Source organism: Pseudomonas fuscovaginae SE-1 (assembly GCF_000364705.1).
Classification (GTDB): Bacteria; Pseudomonadota; Gammaproteobacteria; order Pseudomonadales; family Pseudomonadaceae; genus Aquipseudomonas; species Aquipseudomonas fuscovaginae_A.
In genome coordinates, this window is the sequence record NZ_AQOH01000364.1 from 40,449 (window position 1) to 59,514 (window position 19,066).

Annotated in this window: 19 protein-coding genes; 14 read left to right on the forward strand and 5 right to left on the reverse strand. The window is 61.9% G+C overall.

The genetic code is table 11. The annotated features are described in order from the left end of the window. Window positions 1–23: 23 nt before the first annotated feature. Entirely contained in the window at window positions 24–524 is a 501-nt protein-coding gene (gene tpx / locus K675_RS0128545) for a thiol peroxidase (RefSeq protein ID WP_017906874.1), read from the reverse strand. Window positions 525–693: 169 nt separating this feature from the next. Beyond that, window positions 694–1,194, reverse strand: a complete 501-nt coding sequence (gene tpx, locus K675_RS0128550) for a thiol peroxidase (RefSeq protein WP_017906875.1) — start codon at window positions 1,192–1,194, stop codon at window positions 694–696. Between tpx (K675_RS0128550) and K675_RS33245 the strand changes: the two genes are divergently transcribed. From K675_RS33245 to K675_RS0128560, 3 genes are all read left to right on the forward strand, one after another. Beyond that, window positions 1,193–1,465, forward strand: coding sequence for a hypothetical protein (locus tag K675_RS33245; RefSeq protein WP_157384011.1), 273 nt, complete (start codon window positions 1,193–1,195; stop codon window positions 1,463–1,465). The two genes, tpx (K675_RS0128550) and K675_RS33245, sit on opposite strands and share 2 nt — an antisense overlap. A 122-nt stretch (window positions 1,466–1,587) precedes the next feature. Next, window positions 1,588–3,015: a cytochrome-c oxidase, cbb3-type subunit I gene (ccoN, locus tag K675_RS0128555; RefSeq protein ID WP_026145615.1), complete on the forward strand. Its 1,428-nt coding sequence runs from the start codon at window positions 1,588–1,590 to the stop codon at window positions 3,013–3,015. A 25-nt stretch (window positions 3,016–3,040) separates the two neighbouring features. Continuing rightward, window positions 3,041–3,262: a hypothetical protein gene (locus tag K675_RS0128560; protein WP_017906877.1), complete on the forward strand. Its 222-nt coding sequence runs from the start codon at window positions 3,041–3,043 to the stop codon at window positions 3,260–3,262. 68 nt (window positions 3,263–3,330) lie between these two features. On the opposite strand, the gene K675_RS0128565 is transcribed toward K675_RS0128560, so the two are convergent. Then, the gene (locus K675_RS0128565) at window positions 3,331–4,122 is read right to left on the reverse strand and encodes an AraC family transcriptional regulator (protein WP_017906878.1); all 792 of its coding nucleotides are present in this window, start codon (window positions 4,120–4,122) and stop codon (window positions 3,331–3,333) included. Window positions 4,123–4,198: 76 nt separating this feature from the next. Here K675_RS0128565 and K675_RS0128570 point away from each other — a divergent pair, with 76 nt between their 5' ends. The 5 genes from K675_RS0128570 to efeO (K675_RS0128590) all read left to right on the forward strand — a co-directional run bounded on the left by K675_RS0128570 (window position 4,199) and on the right by efeO (K675_RS0128590) (window position 9,547). Then, window positions 4,199–4,891: an aspartate/glutamate racemase family protein gene (locus K675_RS0128570; protein WP_017906879.1), complete on the forward strand. Its 693-nt coding sequence runs from the start codon at window positions 4,199–4,201 to the stop codon at window positions 4,889–4,891. A 426-nt stretch (window positions 4,892–5,317) separates the two neighbouring features. After that, a complete protein-coding gene (efeU, locus tag K675_RS0128575; protein ID WP_017906880.1) occupies window positions 5,318–6,160 on the forward strand; it encodes an iron uptake transporter permease EfeU in 843 nt (280 codons plus the stop codon). Window positions 6,161–6,168: 8 nt separating this feature from the next. Continuing rightward, window positions 6,169–7,362, forward strand: a complete 1,194-nt coding sequence (gene efeO, locus K675_RS0128580; RefSeq protein WP_017906881.1) for an iron uptake system protein EfeO — start codon at window positions 6,169–6,171, stop codon at window positions 7,360–7,362. Window positions 7,363–7,380: 18 nt separating this feature from the next. Beyond that, on the forward strand, window positions 7,381–8,697 hold the full coding sequence (gene efeB, locus K675_RS0128585) for an iron uptake transporter deferrochelatase/peroxidase subunit (protein WP_017906882.1): 1,317 nt from the start codon (window positions 7,381–7,383) through the stop codon (window positions 8,695–8,697). 25 nt (window positions 8,698–8,722) lie between these two features. After that, window positions 8,723–9,547 (forward strand): iron uptake system protein EfeO, encoded by an 825-nt coding sequence (gene efeO, locus K675_RS0128590; RefSeq protein ID WP_017906883.1) that lies wholly within the window; start codon window positions 8,723–8,725, stop codon window positions 9,545–9,547. 62 nt (window positions 9,548–9,609) lie between these two features. On the opposite strand, the gene K675_RS33250 is transcribed toward efeO (K675_RS0128590), so the two are convergent. After that, a complete protein-coding gene (locus K675_RS33250) occupies window positions 9,610–11,553 on the reverse strand; it encodes a hypothetical protein (RefSeq protein WP_157384012.1) in 1,944 nt (647 codons plus the stop codon). A gap of 161 nt (window positions 11,554–11,714) precedes the next feature. Continuing rightward, window positions 11,715–13,058, reverse strand: coding sequence for a CDP-diacylglycerol--serine O-phosphatidyltransferase (gene pssA / locus K675_RS0128595; RefSeq protein ID WP_017906884.1), 1,344 nt, complete (start codon window positions 13,056–13,058; stop codon window positions 11,715–11,717). 216 nt (window positions 13,059–13,274) lie between these two features. Between pssA and K675_RS0128600 the strand changes: the two genes are divergently transcribed. The 6 genes from K675_RS0128600 (at window position 13,275) to pncA (ending at window position 18,749) form a co-directional block, all read left to right on the forward strand. Then, window positions 13,275–14,912: a methyl-accepting chemotaxis protein gene (locus tag K675_RS0128600; RefSeq protein WP_017906885.1), complete on the forward strand. Its 1,638-nt coding sequence runs from the start codon at window positions 13,275–13,277 to the stop codon at window positions 14,910–14,912. Between the two features lie 336 nt (window positions 14,913–15,248). Continuing rightward, complete coding sequence (locus tag K675_RS0128605; RefSeq protein ID WP_017906886.1) at window positions 15,249–15,812, forward strand: TetR/AcrR family transcriptional regulator; 564 nt, start codon at window positions 15,249–15,251, stop codon at window positions 15,810–15,812. Between the two features lie 214 nt (window positions 15,813–16,026). Further along, window positions 16,027–16,551, forward strand: a complete 525-nt coding sequence (locus tag K675_RS0128610; protein WP_017906887.1) for a tetratricopeptide repeat protein — start codon at window positions 16,027–16,029, stop codon at window positions 16,549–16,551. A gap of 54 nt (window positions 16,552–16,605) precedes the next feature. After that, window positions 16,606–17,103 (forward strand): RNA polymerase sigma factor, encoded by a 498-nt coding sequence (locus tag K675_RS0128615; protein ID WP_080635422.1) that lies wholly within the window; start codon window positions 16,606–16,608, stop codon window positions 17,101–17,103. After that, window positions 17,100–17,885, forward strand: a complete 786-nt coding sequence (locus tag K675_RS0128620; RefSeq protein WP_017906889.1) for an anti-sigma factor family protein — start codon at window positions 17,100–17,102, stop codon at window positions 17,883–17,885. Before K675_RS0128615 ends, K675_RS0128620 begins: the two co-directional genes overlap by 4 nt. A 213-nt stretch (window positions 17,886–18,098) precedes the next feature. Then, on the forward strand, window positions 18,099–18,749 hold the full coding sequence (gene pncA / locus K675_RS0128625) for a bifunctional nicotinamidase/pyrazinamidase (RefSeq protein WP_017906890.1): 651 nt from the start codon (window positions 18,099–18,101) through the stop codon (window positions 18,747–18,749). Window positions 18,750–19,066 lie beyond the last annotated feature (317 nt).

A 19,066-nucleotide genomic window follows, 5' to 3' on the forward strand; every position in this document is an offset into this window, starting at 1 on the left:
GCCGGTAACACCTGCACGGTCGCTTACTGCAGGACAGCAAGGGCGGCGGCGTAGTCGGGTTCCTGGCCAATATCGGCGACCAGTTCGCTGTGCAGCACCTGATCGTGCTCGTCGAGGACCAGTACAGCCCTGGCGGTGAGGCCGGCGAGCGGGCCATCGGCAATGGCTACACCGTAGTCTTGCATGAATCGACCGCTGCGCAAGGTCGACAGGTTCCGCACGTTTTCCAGGCCTTCGGCACCGCAGAAGCGCGCCTGGGCGAACGGCAGGTCGGCGGAGATGCACAGCACCACGGTATTGCTCAGCCCATTGGCGTGAGCGTTGAAGGCTCGGACCGACTTGGCGCAGGTCGGCGTGTCGACGCTGGGGAAGATGTTCAGCACCTTGCGCCGGCCGGCGAAGTCGCTCAGCTCGACATCGGCCAGGTCCTTGTTCACCAGGGAAAATGCGGGGGCACGAGTGCCGGGGAGCGGCAGCTCGCCGTCGACCTGCACCACCACACCCCTGCGCGTCACTTGAGCCATGAAGCGAATCCTTTTGAACGGTTGTCGGATAAAGGTCGAAGTTAACCACGATATGACGCCGACACCTACGTCCAAACATGAATTGTCACAGCACCAGGCCCGCGCCAGAGCGTTGCGCAAACGAAAACGGCCTGGACGAGGCCAGGCCGTGGGTGACTGGCGTCGCCGCTTACTTCAATACAGCCAGGGCCGCTTCGTAGTTCGGCTCGTCGGCGATCTCGCCGACCAGCTCGCTGTGCAGGACATTGTTGTTTTCGTCCAGCACCACCACCGCGCGGGCGGTCAGGCCGGTCAGCGGGCCTTCGGCGATGGCCACGCCGTAGTTCTCGATGAACTCGCGGCCACGCAGGGTCGACAGGTTCTGCACGTTCTCCAGGCCTTCGGCACCGCAGAAGCGCGCCTGGGCGAACGGCAGGTCAGCCGAGATGCACAGCACCACGGTGTTTGCCACGTCGTTGGCCTGGGCGTTGAACTTGCGCACGGAGGTGGCGCAGGTCGGGGTGTCGACGCTTGGGAAAATATTCAGCACCTTGCGCTTGCCGGCAAAGCTTTCCAGGGTGACGTCGGCCAGGCCGGCGTTGACCAGGGAAAAGGCCGGGGCCTTGGAGCCGACCTGCGGCAGCTGACCGTTGACCTTGACCGGGTTGCCTTTGAGGGTGACTTGAGCCATGAACGAAATCCTTCCAGAAATATTTGAAGAGGCCGAAGTTAAGCATGAAAGCGTCGATCGACCTATGGGGGCGAGCGACAAATTCGCACACCCTGGCGGGGCCGGCAAATCTGAAATGCAGTTTTTTACTGTAGGAACTTGCGCGGAAACTGCCGTCGCACTCCTGGGACCGCCTCAATGGGCGCGCCGTTCCCCTGAAAGGCAAAAACAGCACGATCGGCTCGATCAAATTCCATATCAGAACACATCAGGCCCAATCCACACAGGATAAAAGCCTGATCCGCATGAATGAAGCATTTCTGAGTCTGTTTTGCCTGCACGACAGTTCCTACAGTCACTCCCATGTCGGGCCAGGGTGGCCTGGCGGATCTGGCAACCGTGGAAGACCTGAGCATGAGTACAGCAGCAAACGCAGAAGCCTATAACTACAAGGTGGTTCGACAATTCGTCATCGCCACCGTGTTCTGGGGCGTGGTCGGCATGGCGATGGGCGTGCTGATCGCCTCGCAACTGGTCTGGCCGGAGATGAATCTGGACCTGCCCTGGACCACCTTTGGCCGCCTGCGCCCGCTGCACACCAGCCTGGTGATCTTCGGCTTCGCCGGCAGTGCGCAGTTCGCGGCCAGCTACTATGCGGTACAGCGAACCTGCCAGGTGCGACTGTACAGCGATACCCTGGCCGCCTTCACCTTCTGGGGCTGGCAGGCGGTGATCGTGATCATGTTCGTCAGCCTGCCGCTGGGCTACACCACCACCAAGGAATACGCCGAAATCGAGTTCAGCGGCGCGGTGTGGATGGCGCTGGTCTGGGTCGCCTATGCCATCGTGTTCTTCACCACCGTGGTACGCCGCAAGACCCGGCACATTTACGTCGGCAACTGGTTCTTCGGTGCCTTCATTCTGGTGATCGCCATGTTGCACGTGGTCAATCACCTGTCGATCCCGGTGGACTGGTTCAAGTCCTACCCGGTCTACTCCGGCGCTACCGATGCCATGGTGCAGTGGTGGTATGGCCACAATGCGGTGGGTTTCTTCCTGACCACCGGTTTCCTCGGCATGATGTACTATTTCGTACCCAAGCAGGTGGGCCGGCCGGTTTACTCGTACCGCCTGTCCATCGTGCATTTCTGGGCTCTGATCACCCTGTACATCTGGGCCGGCCCCCACCACCTGCACTACACTGCGCTGCCGGACTGGGCGCAATCACTGGGCATGGCCATGTCGCTGATCCTGCTGGCACCGAGCTGGGGCGGCATGATCAACGGCATGATGACCCTCTCGGGCGCCTGGCATAAGTTGCGCAGCGACCCGATCCTGCGTTTCCTGGTGCTATCCCTGGCGTTCTACGGCATGTCGACCTTCGAAGGCCCGATGATGGCGATCAAGACCGTCAACGCCCTCTCCCACTACACCGACTGGACCATCGGCCACGTTCACGCCGGTGCCCTCGGCTGGGTGGCGATGATCACCTTCGGCTCGCTGTACCACATGATTCCCAAGGTGTTCGGTCGCGAGCAGATGCACAGCGTCGGCCTCATCAACCTGCACTTCTGGCTGGCGACCATCGGCACCGTGCTGTACATCGCCTCGATGTGGGTCAACGGCATCACCCAGGGCCTGATGTGGCGGGCGGTGAACGAGGACGGCACCCTCACCTACTCTTTCGTCGAGGCCCTGCTGGCCAGCCACCCCGGGTTTATCGTGCGCTTCGTCGGTGGGCTGTTCTTCCTCGGCGGCATGCTGCTGATGGCCTACAACACCTGGCGCACCGTGCGGGTGGCGGACAGTGTGCTGGCCGGACAGGCGGCGCGGATTGCCTGAGCATTCAAGGACGGGAGAAAACGTGATGCTGGAGATCGGCTTGAATCTGCTGGCGGTGATGTCACTGTACCTGGGCATCGGCTATTGCCTGCGAGGGCAATCGGAAAAGAGCCTGGATGATGCCAGCCTGATGCTGTTTTCCGATGATCCGGAGGTGGCGCGGCGGGTTGAACAGGCGACGGGCAAGGTGGTGCCAACAATGATGGTCGAGCCGCCGCCTGAGGATTGGGGCGAGATGCACATGTAGGACTCAATGGGTGTGGTGCCTGGGCTGGCGCTTTCGCGGATGAGCCGGGGCGCCCAGGCACCCACGACCTAAGGGCCGGCCACCCGCCTGCGGTACTTCCCAGGCGTCACCCCCAGCACCTTGCGAAACGCGCTGCCCAGGTGCGACTGATGGGCAAAGCCGCACGCCAGGGCGACTTCCACCAGTGGCCGGTCACCGCACTCGATCATCCGCCGTGCCGCCTGCACACGCACCTCCAGCAGATAGGCATGCGGTGTCATGCCGACGGCGCGGGTAAAGTCTCGCAGAAAACGCAACTGCGACTGCCCCTGGCCGGCCGCCAACCGTGCCAGGCTCAAGGGCTGCGCGAACTCCTCGGCAAACCGCCGCAGGATCGCCGTGAAGTCCCGCTGTTCCGGCTGGGCAGCCGGCATCGACTCGCCCAACCCGACGAACGCCAGGGCCGCCGCCTCCAGCATCAGCGGGTCGCTGTCCGAATCCAGCAGGAGACGGCGTAACTGCCGTCCCGCAGCCAGACCCCGGGCGTGTCCCGGACTTTCCAACCGACGTTGCGTCACCGGCCGATCATCTTCAAGCTGCCAGCGTATCAGCAGGTATTCGCCCCCTTCGGCAGACTCGGAAAACACCTCGACGCCCGGCGGCGTCAGTGCCAGGGTGCCGGGACGGGTGTCGAAATCCACGCGTCGGTCGGAGTCGATCGCATGTACACCGCACTGATGCTCCAGAGCGATGCCCAGGGTCTGCCATTGCACCGGGTCACGCCCACTGTAGGCCGTGCGCGGCAGCAATTGCAGGTACAGTCGGCCATCCAGCAACGACCGGGGCGGAATCGGAACTACACCGGGGCGTTGTCCGGGCATCTGAAATTTCCTGATAGATCACCATCGACGCCAGATAGCAGACTGCACGGGCACCCCCTATCGACAGGAGCACCACATGCGCACCATCGGCCTTATCGGCGGCATGAGCTGGGAGTCCAGCGCCGAGTACTACCGGATCATCAACCAGCAGGTTCGCTCGCGACTCGGCCCGCTGCGCTCGGCGGCGCTGCTAATGTACAGCGTCGACTTCGGGCCTGTCGAACAGGCCCAGCATGCCGGGCGCTGGGACGATGCCGGGCTGATCCTGCAGGATGCGGCACGTCGGCTGCAGGCCGGCGGAGCCGAGTGCGTGGTGCTGTGTACCAACACCATGCACCGACTGGCCGAGCAGATCGAAAGCGCGGTGAGCATCCCTTTCCTGCATATCGCCACGCCGACCGGGCAAGCCGCCCTCGCCCGCGGCGCACGCAAGGTCGGGCTGCTCGGCACGGCCTTCACCATGGAGCAGGATTTCCTCAAGCGCCGGCTGGCGACCCAGGGCCTGGAGGTACTGGTGCCCGAGACGGCGGAGCGTCGGGCGGTCCACCGGATCATCTACGACGAGCTGTGCGTGGGTGTCGTCAGTGAGCGTTCGCGACAGGTCTACCAGCGGGTGATCGAGGGATTGGCGGCGCGCGGGGCCGAAGCGATCATCCTCGGTTGCACGGAAATCAGCCTGCTGATCAAGCCCGAACACAGCGATCTGCCGCTGCTCGACACCACCGAGTTGCACGCGCTCGCAGCGGTCGATTTCGCCTTGGGGCACTGAGCCGAGCATGAGTCCGGGGGCGCCGACCAGCCCGGGCGTACACCGCCCCTGTGGGAGCCGGCTTGCTGGCGATAGCGGTGTGTCAGCAAACGGAGAGGCTTGCTGAACGGTCGCTATCGCCAGCAAGCGGAGCCCCGCCCGGCCGTCTCCCACAACGGACGCGTCTAGCTCGTACCTTGTCGGAGGATTTACCGAGGCGTCGGACCGCCGCGAATGGCCCTCGGGTCTTGTGCAAAACCATAGAATCTCCCACAGACTGGGTTGCCCCCCAAGAACTTGGACACCCATCCAACCCTTGGAGGCAGTCCAGACTTCAACCTCAACCGTTCAGCCCCGGTTCAGCTAGCGAGGGCAAAAGCTGTTTAGTAATGAGTATCATTATGTTACAAATTACTATCCACTTTAAGTAACGGATGTGCCTGCCGAATGCTGGTTCCCTTTCTGATCATGTTGCGCGAAGGCATCGAGGCCGCGCTCATCGTTGGCATCATCGCCAGCTACCTCAAGCAGACCGGCCGTGGCCAATGGATGCCCGCCGTCTGGATCGGGGTGTTTCTCGCCGCCGCCCTGGCGCTGCTGGTCGGTGGTGCTCTGGAGCTGATGAGCGCCGAATTCCCGCAGAAACAACAGGAACTGTTCGAAGGTATCGTCGGCCTGGTGGCCGTCGGCATCCTCAGTTCGATGGTGTTCTGGATGCGCAAGGTTTCGCGCTCGATCAAGCATTCCCTGTACGTTTCCCTCGACCAGGCCCTGGCGGGATCCAGGCATCAGGTCTGGGCGCTGATCGCCATGGTGTTCTTCGCCGTGGCCCGCGAAGGCCTGGAAACCGTGTTCTTCCTGCTGGCGGTGTTCCAGCAGAGCGAAGGCCCGGGCGCGCCGATCGGCGCCCTGCTCGGCCTGGTCCTGGCGATCCTCGTCGGTTTCGCCATCTACACCGGCAGCATGCGCCTGAACCTCGGCCTGTTCTTCCGCTGGACCGGTCTGTTCATCCTGGTGGTGGCCGCCGGCATCCTGGCCAACTCGGTGCAGGCGCTGCATGAGGCCGGCCTGTGGAACCACCTGCAGGAGGTGGTCTTCGACATCAGCGCCACGCTGCCGATGGACGGCCCGGCCGGTTCGGTGCTGGCCGGAATGTTCGGCTACCAGGACGCGCCGACCGTCAGCGTATTGAGCGCCTACCTGCTGTACCTGGTGATCGCCCTGGTGATGTTCTTCCTCCCGGCATCACCGTCGGCCTCCAAGCAAACCTCTTCCGTCACCCACCCGTAAGGTTACCCATGTCCAACCCTGCAACTGGCAAACCGCCCCAGGCCCTGCGCTGGGCGGTAGCCGGCTCGGTGATAGTGATGATCGCGGCCGGTGGACTGTTCTACTACGCCTCGCAACTGGCGGCGAGCAAGCGTCAGAGCCGTCATAACGAAATCACGGTCAACATTCTCGCCCACAGTTGCGACCCAAACGCGCTCACCGTACCAGCCGGCCCGAACAGCTTCCGCATCGTCAACAAATCCGATCGGGCGGTGGAATGGGAAATCCTCGAGGGCGTGCTGGTCGTCGAAGAGCGCGAGAACATCGCGCCCGGCCTGAGCCAGGTGATCAACGCCAACCTGGCTCCCGGAGACTATGCAATCACCTGCGGCCTGCTGAGCAACCCGCGTGGCACCCTGCACGTGACGCCGACCGCCGCCTCGGAAGCCGCGGCCAAGGCCCGGCCGTCAATGACCGCCTTTATTGGTCCGCTGTCGGAGTTCCGCGTCTACCTGAGCACCCAGGGCAGCGCCCTGATCAAGGCGGTCGATGCCCTGCAGCAGGCCATCGACGCCGGCGACCTGTCCCAGGCCCAGGCACTCTATGTGCCGGCCCGTACCGCCTACCAGCGCCTGGCGCCCGCCGCCCAGCGCCTCTCTGAACTGGACAACGGCATCAACGCCCGCGCCGACTATTACGAAAAACGTGAGCAGGACCCCGGTTTCGGCGGTTTCCACCGCATCGAATACGGCCTGTTCCAGCAGCGCAGCGTCGACGGCCTGAAGCCGGTGGCCGAGCGTCTGCAGGCCGATGTGACCACCCTCAAGCAGCAACTGCTGGCCCAGTCGCTGCCGCCGGAACAACTGGTCAGCATCGTCGCCCGCAGCATGCGCAGCATCGCCGACACCCGCGGCAGCAGCGGCGAGGAAGAACGCTACAGCCATGCCGACCTGAATGGTTTCGCCGCCAACCTGCAGGCCACGCGCAAGGTCATCGACCTGCTGCGGCCGCTGCTGGTTAAATCGGCCGCCGACCTGCTGCCCAAGCTCGACAGCGCCGCCGTGGCCCTCGACGCCGAACTCAACGGCCTGCGCAGCGGCGACAGCTATGCCACCTATGACACCGTCGGCGCCGAAAAGCGCAAGCAGATCGCCGACAAGGCCAAGGCTCTGGCCGATGCACTCGATGGAATCGACCCAGCCCTTGGCCTCTCCGGCCTGTAACCAGCAGACGACCCGAACATGAGCGATTCATCACAGCGCAACAACGAATTTTCCGCTGACCGCCGGCGTGTCCTGTTGGGCATGGGCGTGGCCGGTGCGGCCATCGCCGGCAGTGCCCTGAGCTGCCCGGCCATCGCCGCTGCGCAAACCCAAGCCCAGGTCACCCAGGCGCCGAGCAGCGACAAGACCCAGGACCGCCACGACTTCCACGGCAAGCACCAGACCGGCATCGTCACCCCGCGCCCGGCCGCCGGCATGATCGTCGCCTTCGACGTCCTGGCCAGCGACCGCAAGGACCTGGAGCGGCTGTTCCGCACCCTCAACGAACGCATCGCCTTCCTGATGAGCGGCGGCGCGGTGAAACAGGTCGATCCGAAACTGCCGCCCCTGGACTCCGGCATCCTCGGCCCGGTCGTCACCCCGGACAACCTGACGATCACCGTCTCGGTCGGTCACTCGCTGTTCGACGAGCGTTTCGGCCTGGAGTCGGCCAAGCCCAGGCGCCTGATCCAGATGGTCGGTTTCCCCAACGATGCGCTGCAACCGGACCTGTGCCACGGCGACCTGAGCATCCAGTTCTGCTCCAACACCCCGGACACCAACATCCACGCCCTGCGTGACATCGTCAAGAACACCCCGGACCTGCTGCTGGTGCGCTGGAAGCAGGAAGGCAGCGTGCCACCGCAGGCACCGACCAAGCCTGGCGAACCGGCCCAGAGTGCACGCAACTTCCTCGGTTTCCGTGACGGCTCGGCCAACCCCGACTCCAACGACGCCAGCGCCATGGATCGTATCGTCTGGGTCCAGTCCGGCAGCGACGAGCCGGCCTGGGCCGCCAACGGCAGCTACCAGGCGGTGCGAATCATCCGCAACCTGGTCGAGCGCTGGGATCGTACACCGCTGCAGGAGCAGGAAAGCATCATCGGTCGGGTCAAGAGTACCGGCGCGCCCGTCGGTGGCCAAAGCGAGACCCAGGTACCGGACTACAGCAAGGACCCGGAAGGCAAGCTGACCAAGCTCGACGCCCACATCCGCCTGGCCAACCCGCGCACCGCCGAAACCCAGCGCAACCTGATCCTGCGCCGGCCGTTCAACTACTCCAACGGGGTCAGCAAGAACGGCCAGTTGGAAATGGGCCTGCTGTTCATCTGCTACCAATCGGACCTGGAGCAAGGCTTCATCACCGTCCAGACCCGACTCAACGGCGAACCCCTGGAGGAATACCTCAAGCCCATCGGTGGCGGTTATTTCTTCACCTTGCCGGGCGTCACCGGCGACCAGGACTTCATCGGTCGCTCGCTGCTTTCTGCAACACAACAAAAAACCAAGGCTTAATCCTTAACTCACCCGGGAAGTTCTCATGAAGAAGTCGCCTCTTGCTTTGTTGTTGGCCGTCGGCCTGCTGCACACCCCGCTCTCGGCTTTCGCGGCCACTGCGCCGCTGGACCTGGTCGGCCCGGTATCGGACTACAAGATCTACGTCACCGAGCAGCTCGACGAGCTGGCCAGCAAGACCCGGCAGTTCACCGACGCCGTGAAGAAAGGCGACCTGGCGACCGCCAAGAAGCTCTACGCCCCGACCCGCGTTCACTACGAGTCGATCGAACCGATCGCCGAGCTGTTCAGTGACCTGGATGCGGCCATCGACTCCCGCGTCGACGACCACGAGAAAGGTGTCAAGGCCGAAGACTTCACCGGCTTCCACCGCCTGGAGTACAGCCTGTTTGCCGAGAACTCCACCCAGGGCCTGGGCGAGCTGGCCGACGGCCTGGACAAGAACGTGAAGGACCTGCAGGCCCGTGTCGCCAGCCTGACCTTCCCGCCGGAAAAAGTCGTTGGTGGCGCCGCCGCCCTGCTGGAAGAAGTGGCCGCGACCAAGATCTCCGGCGAGGAAGACCGCTACAGCCACACCGACCTGTATGACTTCCAGGGCAACATCGACGGCGCGAAAAAAATCGTCGACCTGTTCCGTCCGCAGATCGAGAAGCAGGACAAGGCTTTCGCTAGCAAAGTCGACAAGAACTTCGCCACCGTGGACAAGATCCTGGCCAAGTACAAGACCAAGGACGGCGGCTTCGAGACCTATGACAAGGTCAAGGACGCTGACCGCAAGGCCCTGGTCGGCCCGGTCAACACCCTGGCCGAAGACCTGTCGACCCTGCGCGGCAAGCTGGGCCTGAACTGAGTAGACAGCAACACGCCCAGTAGCCGATATCGGTTACTGGGCTTTCCAACAGCGCTCCTGGATCAGGGGTATACACCGACTGGGGCTGTAACGGATTTGGCGTAGGAGGACATTGCCGCCGCCCTTTCACCCCAAAGTCTCGTCATGTTCGCAGTTCGTGCGTCGCCAAGTGGGCGATTGTTACCATCCCGGACCAAAGTCGTCGAATAATAATTTACAGTATTCCCGCACAGAAAAGTTCCCGACGTGATATTTGCGAATCCAAATCTATAGTTATCAACGCCTTCCGTATTACAGTGGGCGCCACCGACATTGTGCCCGATCTCATGACGAAAAGTGGCCGGCGACACGACCTTTTGAATACTGTAACGACCAGGCGCATATGCCAAACCGACTGCCGTATTACCTGTAGACGCATGAAAATATCCGGCAAGCATATCTGCCCCGGACTCACGCATACCGTCCTTGAAAATATCTGCAAGCAAGCCAAGCGTCGTCGGGTTAATCGGATACTCCTGTGGGACAAATTGTGTATCCACCAGCCTCAGCCGCACCGTATCGGCTCTTGAGTTTCGCAGTCCCAGGTTCGCACTTTCGATTTGTCCAAGCGCAAAAGCCGTCGGATCCCGTACCTGGAAAGCGGCAGACCTCGAAAATCCAGCCAGTACATCAACAATGATTCGCCCATTACAATCGTGATCCACCAGGAGGCCAACATCCGATTTAGACACAAGGGAGGATGAATCGTTTATTTCCGCCTGAGCCTCAATCGTGTCCGGCGTCAAATAGTCATATTTTTCTTCCTTTATCCAGGTTTGCTCTCCACTGGCGCGACCAATAATGGTTCCACGATTTTCCGGCGTATCGAGAAATGCGACAAAACTACCGTCGTCACGAAGGGCGACAACCAGAGCCCCAAAACTACCATTATCTTTTGTCAAGTTCACGCTACCCACCTGATAGTCCTTATAGACGCTCCTGAGTTTCAACATTGGAGAGCGAATACCCTTGAGCAACGGCGAGGACTGTGCAACTGGCGCTTCCGAAAGCAATGACTGAATGTCCAGGAAACGCCCCGGTGGTACTTTGACCGGTCTGACCAGATCGTCTTGCAATGTCAAGGGCTCCCTCCCTGTCGAACACCCGGAGGCTGCGGTATACCACCAGGCATTTTCCCGTTCACTGGTTGGGTAATAGTGCGTGGATTGGGCGACACCATTAAACTTTGAAATAAAACGCTTGGTCTTGCCGCGCCCGTGTATCGCGCCAACATAAGAGAACTCTCGCCAGGACTTCGGATCATTGAAAGTACCCGCGTGCGCCCCACGAAAAAGCCACCATTTATTATCGGATCCGGCGGGTGGGTAGTAACAGGCCGAACACGCGCTGCCATTGAACCGGGCTTCATAAAAGCCATTACCCCCCTTGTGGATCGCCCCTACATAAGTGATTTCGCTCCAATGCTTCGGATTCGAGTACAAGCCCGAGTTGGTGCCACGAAAAAGCCACCATTTATTATCGGATCCGGCGGGCGGATAGTAACAGGTCGAACACGCAGGGCCGTTGAACCGGGCTTCATAGAAACCATTGCCCCCCTTGTGGATCGCCCCAGCATAAGTGGTTTCGCTCCAATGCTTCGGATTCGAGTACAAGCCCGAGTTGGTGCCACGAAAAAACCACCATTTATTATCGGATCCGGCGGGCGGATAATAACAGCCCGGACACGCACTGCCGTTGAACCTGGCTTCATAAAAGCCATTGTCACCCTTGTGTATCGCGCCGATGAAGGTTGGCTCGCTCCAGGACTTTGGGTCTGCATAGGTGCCAGCCGCCTTGACTCCTTCGTAAGTACTTTCTGAGGTTGCCGTTCGCCGCTCGTCGACTGAGGCCCCTGACGGCAAACGGTCCGAGAAAAAAAAGCAGCCCTGAAATGAAAGCAATATCGCAAACAGACAGAAAATTCCGACGCGCATCGTAACTCTCCAAGAGCATTGAGCTTCAATCATCAGGCTCTCTCGTAACTGGGTGTCGGGAAGAGCCAACCATGAATTTGAAGCTACATACAGGCGCGACGATCATCTACTGTCAAAAATGACAGTGAACTATACTTTTTAGCAATAATCTTCAGACTGCTTGATACAATCTCACCATTGCGATCATCCTGTCTTCAGAGTATCCGATAGAGCAACCGCTCGATCTTCACCCGGCTCACCCGTCGCAAGAACTTGCCCACCGCCTCCGGATAGTCCACCAGCGTCTCCAACTCGCGGAAATTGCCGATCCGCCGGGTATTTTCCATGATCGACTCCAGTTCCCGAGCCCGAACCGCGAGCAATTCGTGGCGTGGATCGTCGATCAGCAGGGCATTTTCCAGATCCAGCCGGAAGGCACGCGGGTTGAGGTTGTTGCCGGTCAGCAAGGTATAGCGCTGGTCGACCCACATGCCCTTGAGGTGGTAGGTATTGTCACCATCACGCCACAGGTGCAGGTTCAGCAGCCCCTTGTCGATCGCCGCCTGATGGCGCTTGGCGAAGCGCCGCAGGCTGATCTCGTACAGGTACGGCAACGCCGCGATCACCTTGAACGGCTCGTTTGGCGGAATGTAGAAATCGTTGGCGGTCTTGTCGCCGACGATGATGTCGATCTTCACCCCCCGCTCCAGTGCCCGGTTGATTTCCCGGGTCACCGCCAGCGGCAGGTTGAAGTACGGCGTGCAGATGGTCAGTTGCAACTGGCTGGCGGCGATCAGCTCGCAGATCACCCGGCTCAGCGGGTTGTTCTTGCCCAACCCGAGCAGAGGGCTGACCGACAGGTTGAAACTCGGCTCTGCGCCGACGCGGGTATCGTACTGGGCCCGTTTCAGCCGGCTGCGCAAGTCGCCGATACCGCCGCGCAGGCTGCGGGTGGTCGGCAGGCTCGGCAGATCCAGGCGGCACACCGCATGGGACGCCAGCAACTCCTTGTGCACCAGGCCCTGCATCGAATCGGCCAGCGCCGGGTTGTGCAGCAGGTGATAGCGGTCGAAACGGTACTTGTCGAACTTGTGCAGGTAGACGTTGTTCAGGCTCGCGCCGCTGTAGATCACGCAGTCGTCGATGATGAAGCCCTTGAGGTGCAGCACGCCGAACAGTTCGCGGGTCTGCACCGGCACGCCGTAGATCGGCACCTCGGTGGCATGGGCACGGGTCTGGGCCTGATACCAGGCGCTGTTGCCCGGCTGCTTGGCGGCACCGATCAGCCCGCGCTGGGCGCGCAGCCAGTCGACCACCACGACGATCTCGAGCTCCGGTCGCGTCGCCTTGGCCGCGTGCAGGGCATCGAGGATTTCCTGCCCGGCCTCGTCTTCCTGCAGGTACAACGCCACCAGGGTGATGCGCCGGCGCGCGGCGGCGATCCGCTCCAGCAGGCAACGCCGGAACTCGGCGGCCGAAGGCAGGATGGTCAGGGAGTCGGCAGTCAGCGGGAAGCTGCGCAGTTTGGGGAGCAGTGAGCGTTTGAAAAACGACGGCATAGGGCTCGGGTCGAATTCGGAAGATTCGTGAGCTTACACCATGCATTGCCCCTGATGCTCGTGTTCGAGCAGGTCATTGCCGCCAACTCCGGGATATTCATCCCATCGTGGCAATAGATAAAAACAAATTGGGTCGCCCCCTTGCAACGCGATACAACGCTACCCAAATAATGGCTCTCTGACATCAATCCTGCGTCTACGCTAAGGAAACCTGAAATGCCCCGCTCTCTGACAATTGCCAAACGCCTTGGACTGGGCTTTGGGCTGGTGCTTTCGCTCTTGACCCTGGTGACCCTGATCGGGGTCAATCGTGTCGGTCTGATCGACTCGACGCTGACCGATGTCAGCGACGACAGCGCGGTCAAGCAACGTTACGCGATCAACTTCCGTGGCAGCGTGCATGATCGCGCCATCGCCATCCGCGATGCCGTGCTGGTGCGCGACAATGCCGGCCTGGAGAGCCACCTGAGCAACATCGAGCGGTTGAACGCCGACTACCAGGCATCGGCACAGCCGCTGGACGCGATCTTCGCCAAAACGGGGGCCTCGGATACCGAGCGGCGCCTGCTGGATGACATCAAGAACAGCGAACGCACCACCCAGGCTCTCACTGCCAGGCTGATCGAGGTGCGTCGCCAGGGCGACATGGACAAGGCCCAGGCGTTGCTGCTGTCCGATATTTCCCCGGTCTACAAGGAGTGGCTCAAGCGCATCAACGCGCTGATCGACTACGAGGAAGCCTCGATCGGCAAGCAACTGGCCGAAGTCCGCACCACCGCCAGCCACTTCGCCACGCTGATGCTACTGGTCACCACGATCGCCGTGCTGCTCAGCGTGCTGGTCTCGGTCCTGATCATCCGCAACCTCAAGTCGACGCTCGGCGCCGAACCGGAAGCGGTCGCCGACGCGATCCGGCAGTTGGCCAACGGCCAGCTCGACGGCGTGATCGAGACCCGCTACCCCGACAGCGTCATGGGCGCCCTGAAGACCAGCAACCGCCACCTGGCCGAGACCATCACCCAGGTCCGCGCCGTGGCCCACGACCTGATGGGTTCGTCCTCGCAACTGCTGGCCAGTTCCGAAAGCAACAACGAGCAGATGCGTCTGCAGACCGGGGAAACCGAACGAATGGCCACCGCGGTCAACCAGATGGCGGCCACGGTGCACGAAATCGCCGCCTATGCGCAGAACGCCGCGCAGGCCAGCAAGGCTGCCGACCAGGCGGTGGAAAGCGGTAAGCAGGTGGTGCAGAACACCGCCAGCGACATGCAGCGCCTGGCCGAAGTGCTCGATCACGCCGCCGAGTCCGTCGGGCGGGTGTCCCATGACAGCCAGGCCATCGAAAACGTGGTCGAGGTGATCAATTCGATTGCCGAACGCACCAACCTGCTGGCCCTTAACGCCGCCATCGAGGCCGCCCGCGCCGGAGAAGCCGGACGGGGTTTCGCCGTGGTGGCCGACGAGGTGCGCTCTCTGGCGACCCGCACCCAGGATTCGACCCGGGAGATCCGCGAGATGGTCGGGCAACTGCAGTCCGGCGCCAGCGACACGGCCGAAATCATGCGCAACAGCCGGGAACTGGCCCAGCGTACCGTCGAGCAGACCCGTATCGCCGAAGAGGCGCTGGTTCGTATCCGCCAGGAAGTCGGTGCGATCAACGACATGAACGCGCAGATCGCCAGTGCCTCGACCCAGCAAGGGGTCGCGACCCAGGAAGTGAACCAGAACATCAACCGTATCCACGATGCCGCCGTGGAAACCTCGGTCGGTTCCAACCAGGTTGCCCTGTCCAGCCGCGAACTTTCGGCGCTGGCCGACAACCTGACGCGCAAGGTCAGTTTTTTCAGGGTCTGACCTGCACCTCCCGCCCCCACAGGATGCTGTAGCCAGCACACCGTGGGAGAGGGGTTTCACCAAGAGGCGCTGGCTTGTATCTAGCGGCGCTTGTGAACGATGCGGTCCTTATCGGCGCTTTGGTGGGGGGCAAGATCTCTCACGGTCTGTACTGCTCGCGACAGTCAGAATCGGCTTTGTCGTCCCCCCACCCCTTCGGGTATCCACCATACAAGCGGGCTAGCCCGCGAACGGGCCCACACCCGCCCCTCGAAACAGCCGCGGATTGGGCCCGTGACCAAATATTATTGAACATGGGGATTGACCTTGGAGAACGATCATTCCACCATCTCTCCCATGAACGAAATCAGACCCAATCCAACGCGCGAAACCCTCCTGGACACGGCCGAAAAGCTGATCTATCAGGGCGGCATCCATGCCACCGGCATCGACCTGCTGGTCAAGACCTCCGGCGTGGCGCGCAAGAGTATCTACAAGCACTTCGGCACCAAGGACGATCTCACCGTAGAGGCCCTGCGCCGACGGGACATCCGTTGGATGCAGTGGTATCGCGACGAAGTCGACAAGGCCCCCACCAGCGGCGAACGCCTGCTCAACCTGTTCAGCGTGCTGGGCGCCTGGTTCGCCTCGGAAGGCTTTCGTGGCTGCGCCTTCATCAACACCTCCGGCGAGACCGGCGACCCGCTGGACCCGGTGCGCCTGCTGGCCAAGGAACACAAGCAGAAACTGCTCGACTATCTCGTCGAACTCTGTGAAGCGCATGGCATCGAGGTTCCGTTGGTGGTTGCCCGGCAACTGCTGATCCTGATCGACGGCGCCATTACCGTGGCACTGGTCATGGGAGACCACGGTGCGGCCGATAACGCGCAATGCGTGGCGCGCAAGTTATTGGCGCTCTGACAGCGACCGGCGCGCAAACAACAGATTCACACGGATGGCGTTTCCCGGCCTGGCCGAATCGGGCCTGTAAAAAAGAGCCCCAGGTCGAGTGGTTCGCGTCGCTCATCCTGGGGCGCACTCCGGCTGTACGTCGCATAAAATAATTTTCCGAGTCATCGAATAAAACCTGGCGCCCAGGCGTTCTCATCGTTGCCCACTTTCTGGAGCATTACCCATGAGCCTTCGCAAAAGCACCTTGATCGTTTCCGTACTGATTGCTCTTTCGAGCAACCTGGCCCTGGCCTCCGGCGACGAGCCGGCACCGCCCAAGCCCAAGTGCACCAACCAGCAGGTCTGGAACCCGAAAACCAACAAATGCGAACCCCTGGTGAGCAGCCGTGCCAGCGATGACGCGCGCGCCGACTACGCCTATGGCCTGGCCAGGAACCAGCAATACCAGGAGGCGCTGCACGTCCTCGATACCCTGAAAAACCCCAATACCGCCAAGGCCCTGAACTATCGCGGTTATGCCACCCGCAAGCTGGGGCGCACCGATGAAGGCATCGGCTATTACCTGCAGGCGGTCCGGCTCGATCCGAACTACGCTCAGGTCCGCGAATATCTGGGTGAGGCCTATGTGCTCAAGGGCCGCCTGGACCTCGCCCGGGAGCAGTTGCAGGCCATCGAATCGCTCTGTGGTAACCAGTGCGAGGAATACCAAGACCTGGCCGACGCCATCGCCCATCCGACCCAGGCCTGAACCCCGAGACACACGGAGGCTGCCATCGCCAGCGACAAGGAAATACGCGCCGAACTGGGCCAGCACCTGACACGCCTGTGGCGTTACGCCCTGCTGTTGTCCCGGCAACGACACCTTGCCGAAGACCTGGTGCAGGCCACTTGCGTTCGTGCCCTGGAACGGGGTGAACAGTTCGTCGCCGGTACCCGCATGGATCGCTGGCTGTTCAGCATCCTGCACTCGATCTGGCTCAACGAGATCCGCTCCCAGCGCGTGCGCCGGGGTCAGGGCCAGGTCGATGCCGACGAGGTCCTGGCCTTCGACGGCGAGCAGGTGGCGCAGACCCATGTGCTCGCCGCGCAGGTCATCAAGCGCGTCGCCGCGTTGCCCGAGAGCCAGCGCGAGACGGTGTTCCTGGCCTATGTCGAAGGTCTGTCGTACAAGGAAGTGGCGCATATTCTCGAAGTGCCGATTGGCACGGTCATGAGCCGACTCGCCGCGGCGCGCGTGAAGCTGGCGCAGAACCCGCCCCTGCGCGCCGTGCCCACCTCAACCAGCGGAGAACGGCGATGACTGACCGGTTTTCTCACTACACGCCTTCCGATGAGTTGCTGGTGGCCTTTCTCGACGACCAGCTCGATGCCGAAGAGCGTGCCCGGGTTGCGGTTGCCATTGCCGAGAATCCGGCGGTCGCCGAGCGGGTCGAATGGCTGGGTCGCAGCACCCTGCCGTTTCGTGAAGCCTACGATGAACTGCTGGCGCAGGCGCCGCACGGTCGTCTTGCCGACATGCTCGAAACGCTGCCATCACCCGCGTCCAGGCCATCGCTGAGCCGGCGCGGCTTTCTCGCCGTTGCCGCCAGCTTCATGGTCGCCGGGATCGCCGCCGACCGGCTGTTCCAGGCCTGGCAGGCGCCCAGGCAAGAGCATGAAGTCAGCTGGCGTAGCGTGGTCGCCGACTACATGACCCTCTATACCGCACAAACCCTGGATGACCTGCCGGACGACGAGGGTTCGCAGCGCGCACAATTGCGCACCCTCGACAAAGGCCTCGGGCTGAAGCTGGAGCCGTCCCAGGTGCTGCTGCCTGGGGCGCAGCTCAAGCGTGCGCAGCTGCTCGAGTACGATAACGAGCCGATTGCCCAACTGGCCTACCTCGATCCGCAGCACGGTCCATTGGCCCTGTGCATCACCCACGCGAGGAAAGGCGTGCGAACGCCGACCGAGGAAGTGCGGCGCGGCATGAATGTGGTGTTCTGGGTCGGCCAGAGCCATGCCTACATGCTCATCGGGCGCAACCCGGCGAGCGAACTGCACGCCATGGCGGAACTGCTTCGCCAGCGTTTCGCCACCTAGCCGGTTGCGGTGGAAACGCGCGAGCCGCGCGGCCAACGCTGCCTGAATGCGCGCGACGCTAAAGCACCCGCTCGCCAGGCCGCGGCGCAACGTCGACCACGTACCTGTCGCGGCGCTGGGCGCTTACAACGTCATGCGACCACCGCGACCTGCCATAGCCGTGCCATCCTTTGTATGCTTGGCGGCACAAATTCGACATGCGAGGACATTCCAATGCCCCACTCTGCCGGTCTACCCCTGAACGACCCACGCTGCGCCCTGATCGTGATCGACGTGCAGAACGATTTCATCCCCGGTGGCAAACTGGCCGTTGCCGGTGGCGACGAAATCGTGCCGCTGATCAACCGATTGGCCCAGCGCTTTGGCAACGTGATCATTGCCCAGGACTGGCATCCTGCCGGCCATGCCTCCTTCGCCAGCAGTCATCCCGGCAGCAAGCCATTCGATACCGTACAACTGCCCTATGGCCCCCAGGTGCTCTGGCCCGATCACTGTCTGCAAGGCAGCCATGGTGCCGAGTTGCATGCCGACCTGCGCCTGCCCCATGCGCGCCTGGTGATCCGCAAGGGTTGCAACCCGCAGATCGACAGCTACTCGGCATTCGTCGAGGCCGACCGACGCACGCCGACCGGCCTGGCGGGCTATCTCAGGGAATGCGGGATCGACACCCTGTACCTGGTCGGCTTGGCGCTGGACTATTGCGTGGCCTGGTCCGCTCTGGATGCGCGGGCGGCAGGTTTCACCACCTTCCTGGTCCCGGACGCCTGCCGGGCCATCGACCTGGACGGCTCGCTGAAACGGGCCATGGCGGAAATGGAGGCGGCAGGAGTAGAGATCATCCAATCCGCAACTCTGGAACCATGACGCGAGCGCATATTCTATTGACTGCGTAACCGACTACGAATGGCAGCCTCACGCCCCTGCTGCCTTCTGACGTGTTGTTCTGCGATTTGCTTTATTGCTTCACAATACTGGGGTAGGCAGTCGTTAGAATCAGGCTCGTCCATTTTCCTGATAACCCTTAAGGCGTCTACTGCACTAAGGGGCCTTCCTCTCGGCTTTAACCAGCCGCGAATGGTAGCCTTGCGATCATTTACTAGCACAGGGGAATTCAAATTTAGAACCTCAACTGTAATCTTCGCGCTATCTGTTATCCCTTCCACGGTTCCATTTTCAGAGAA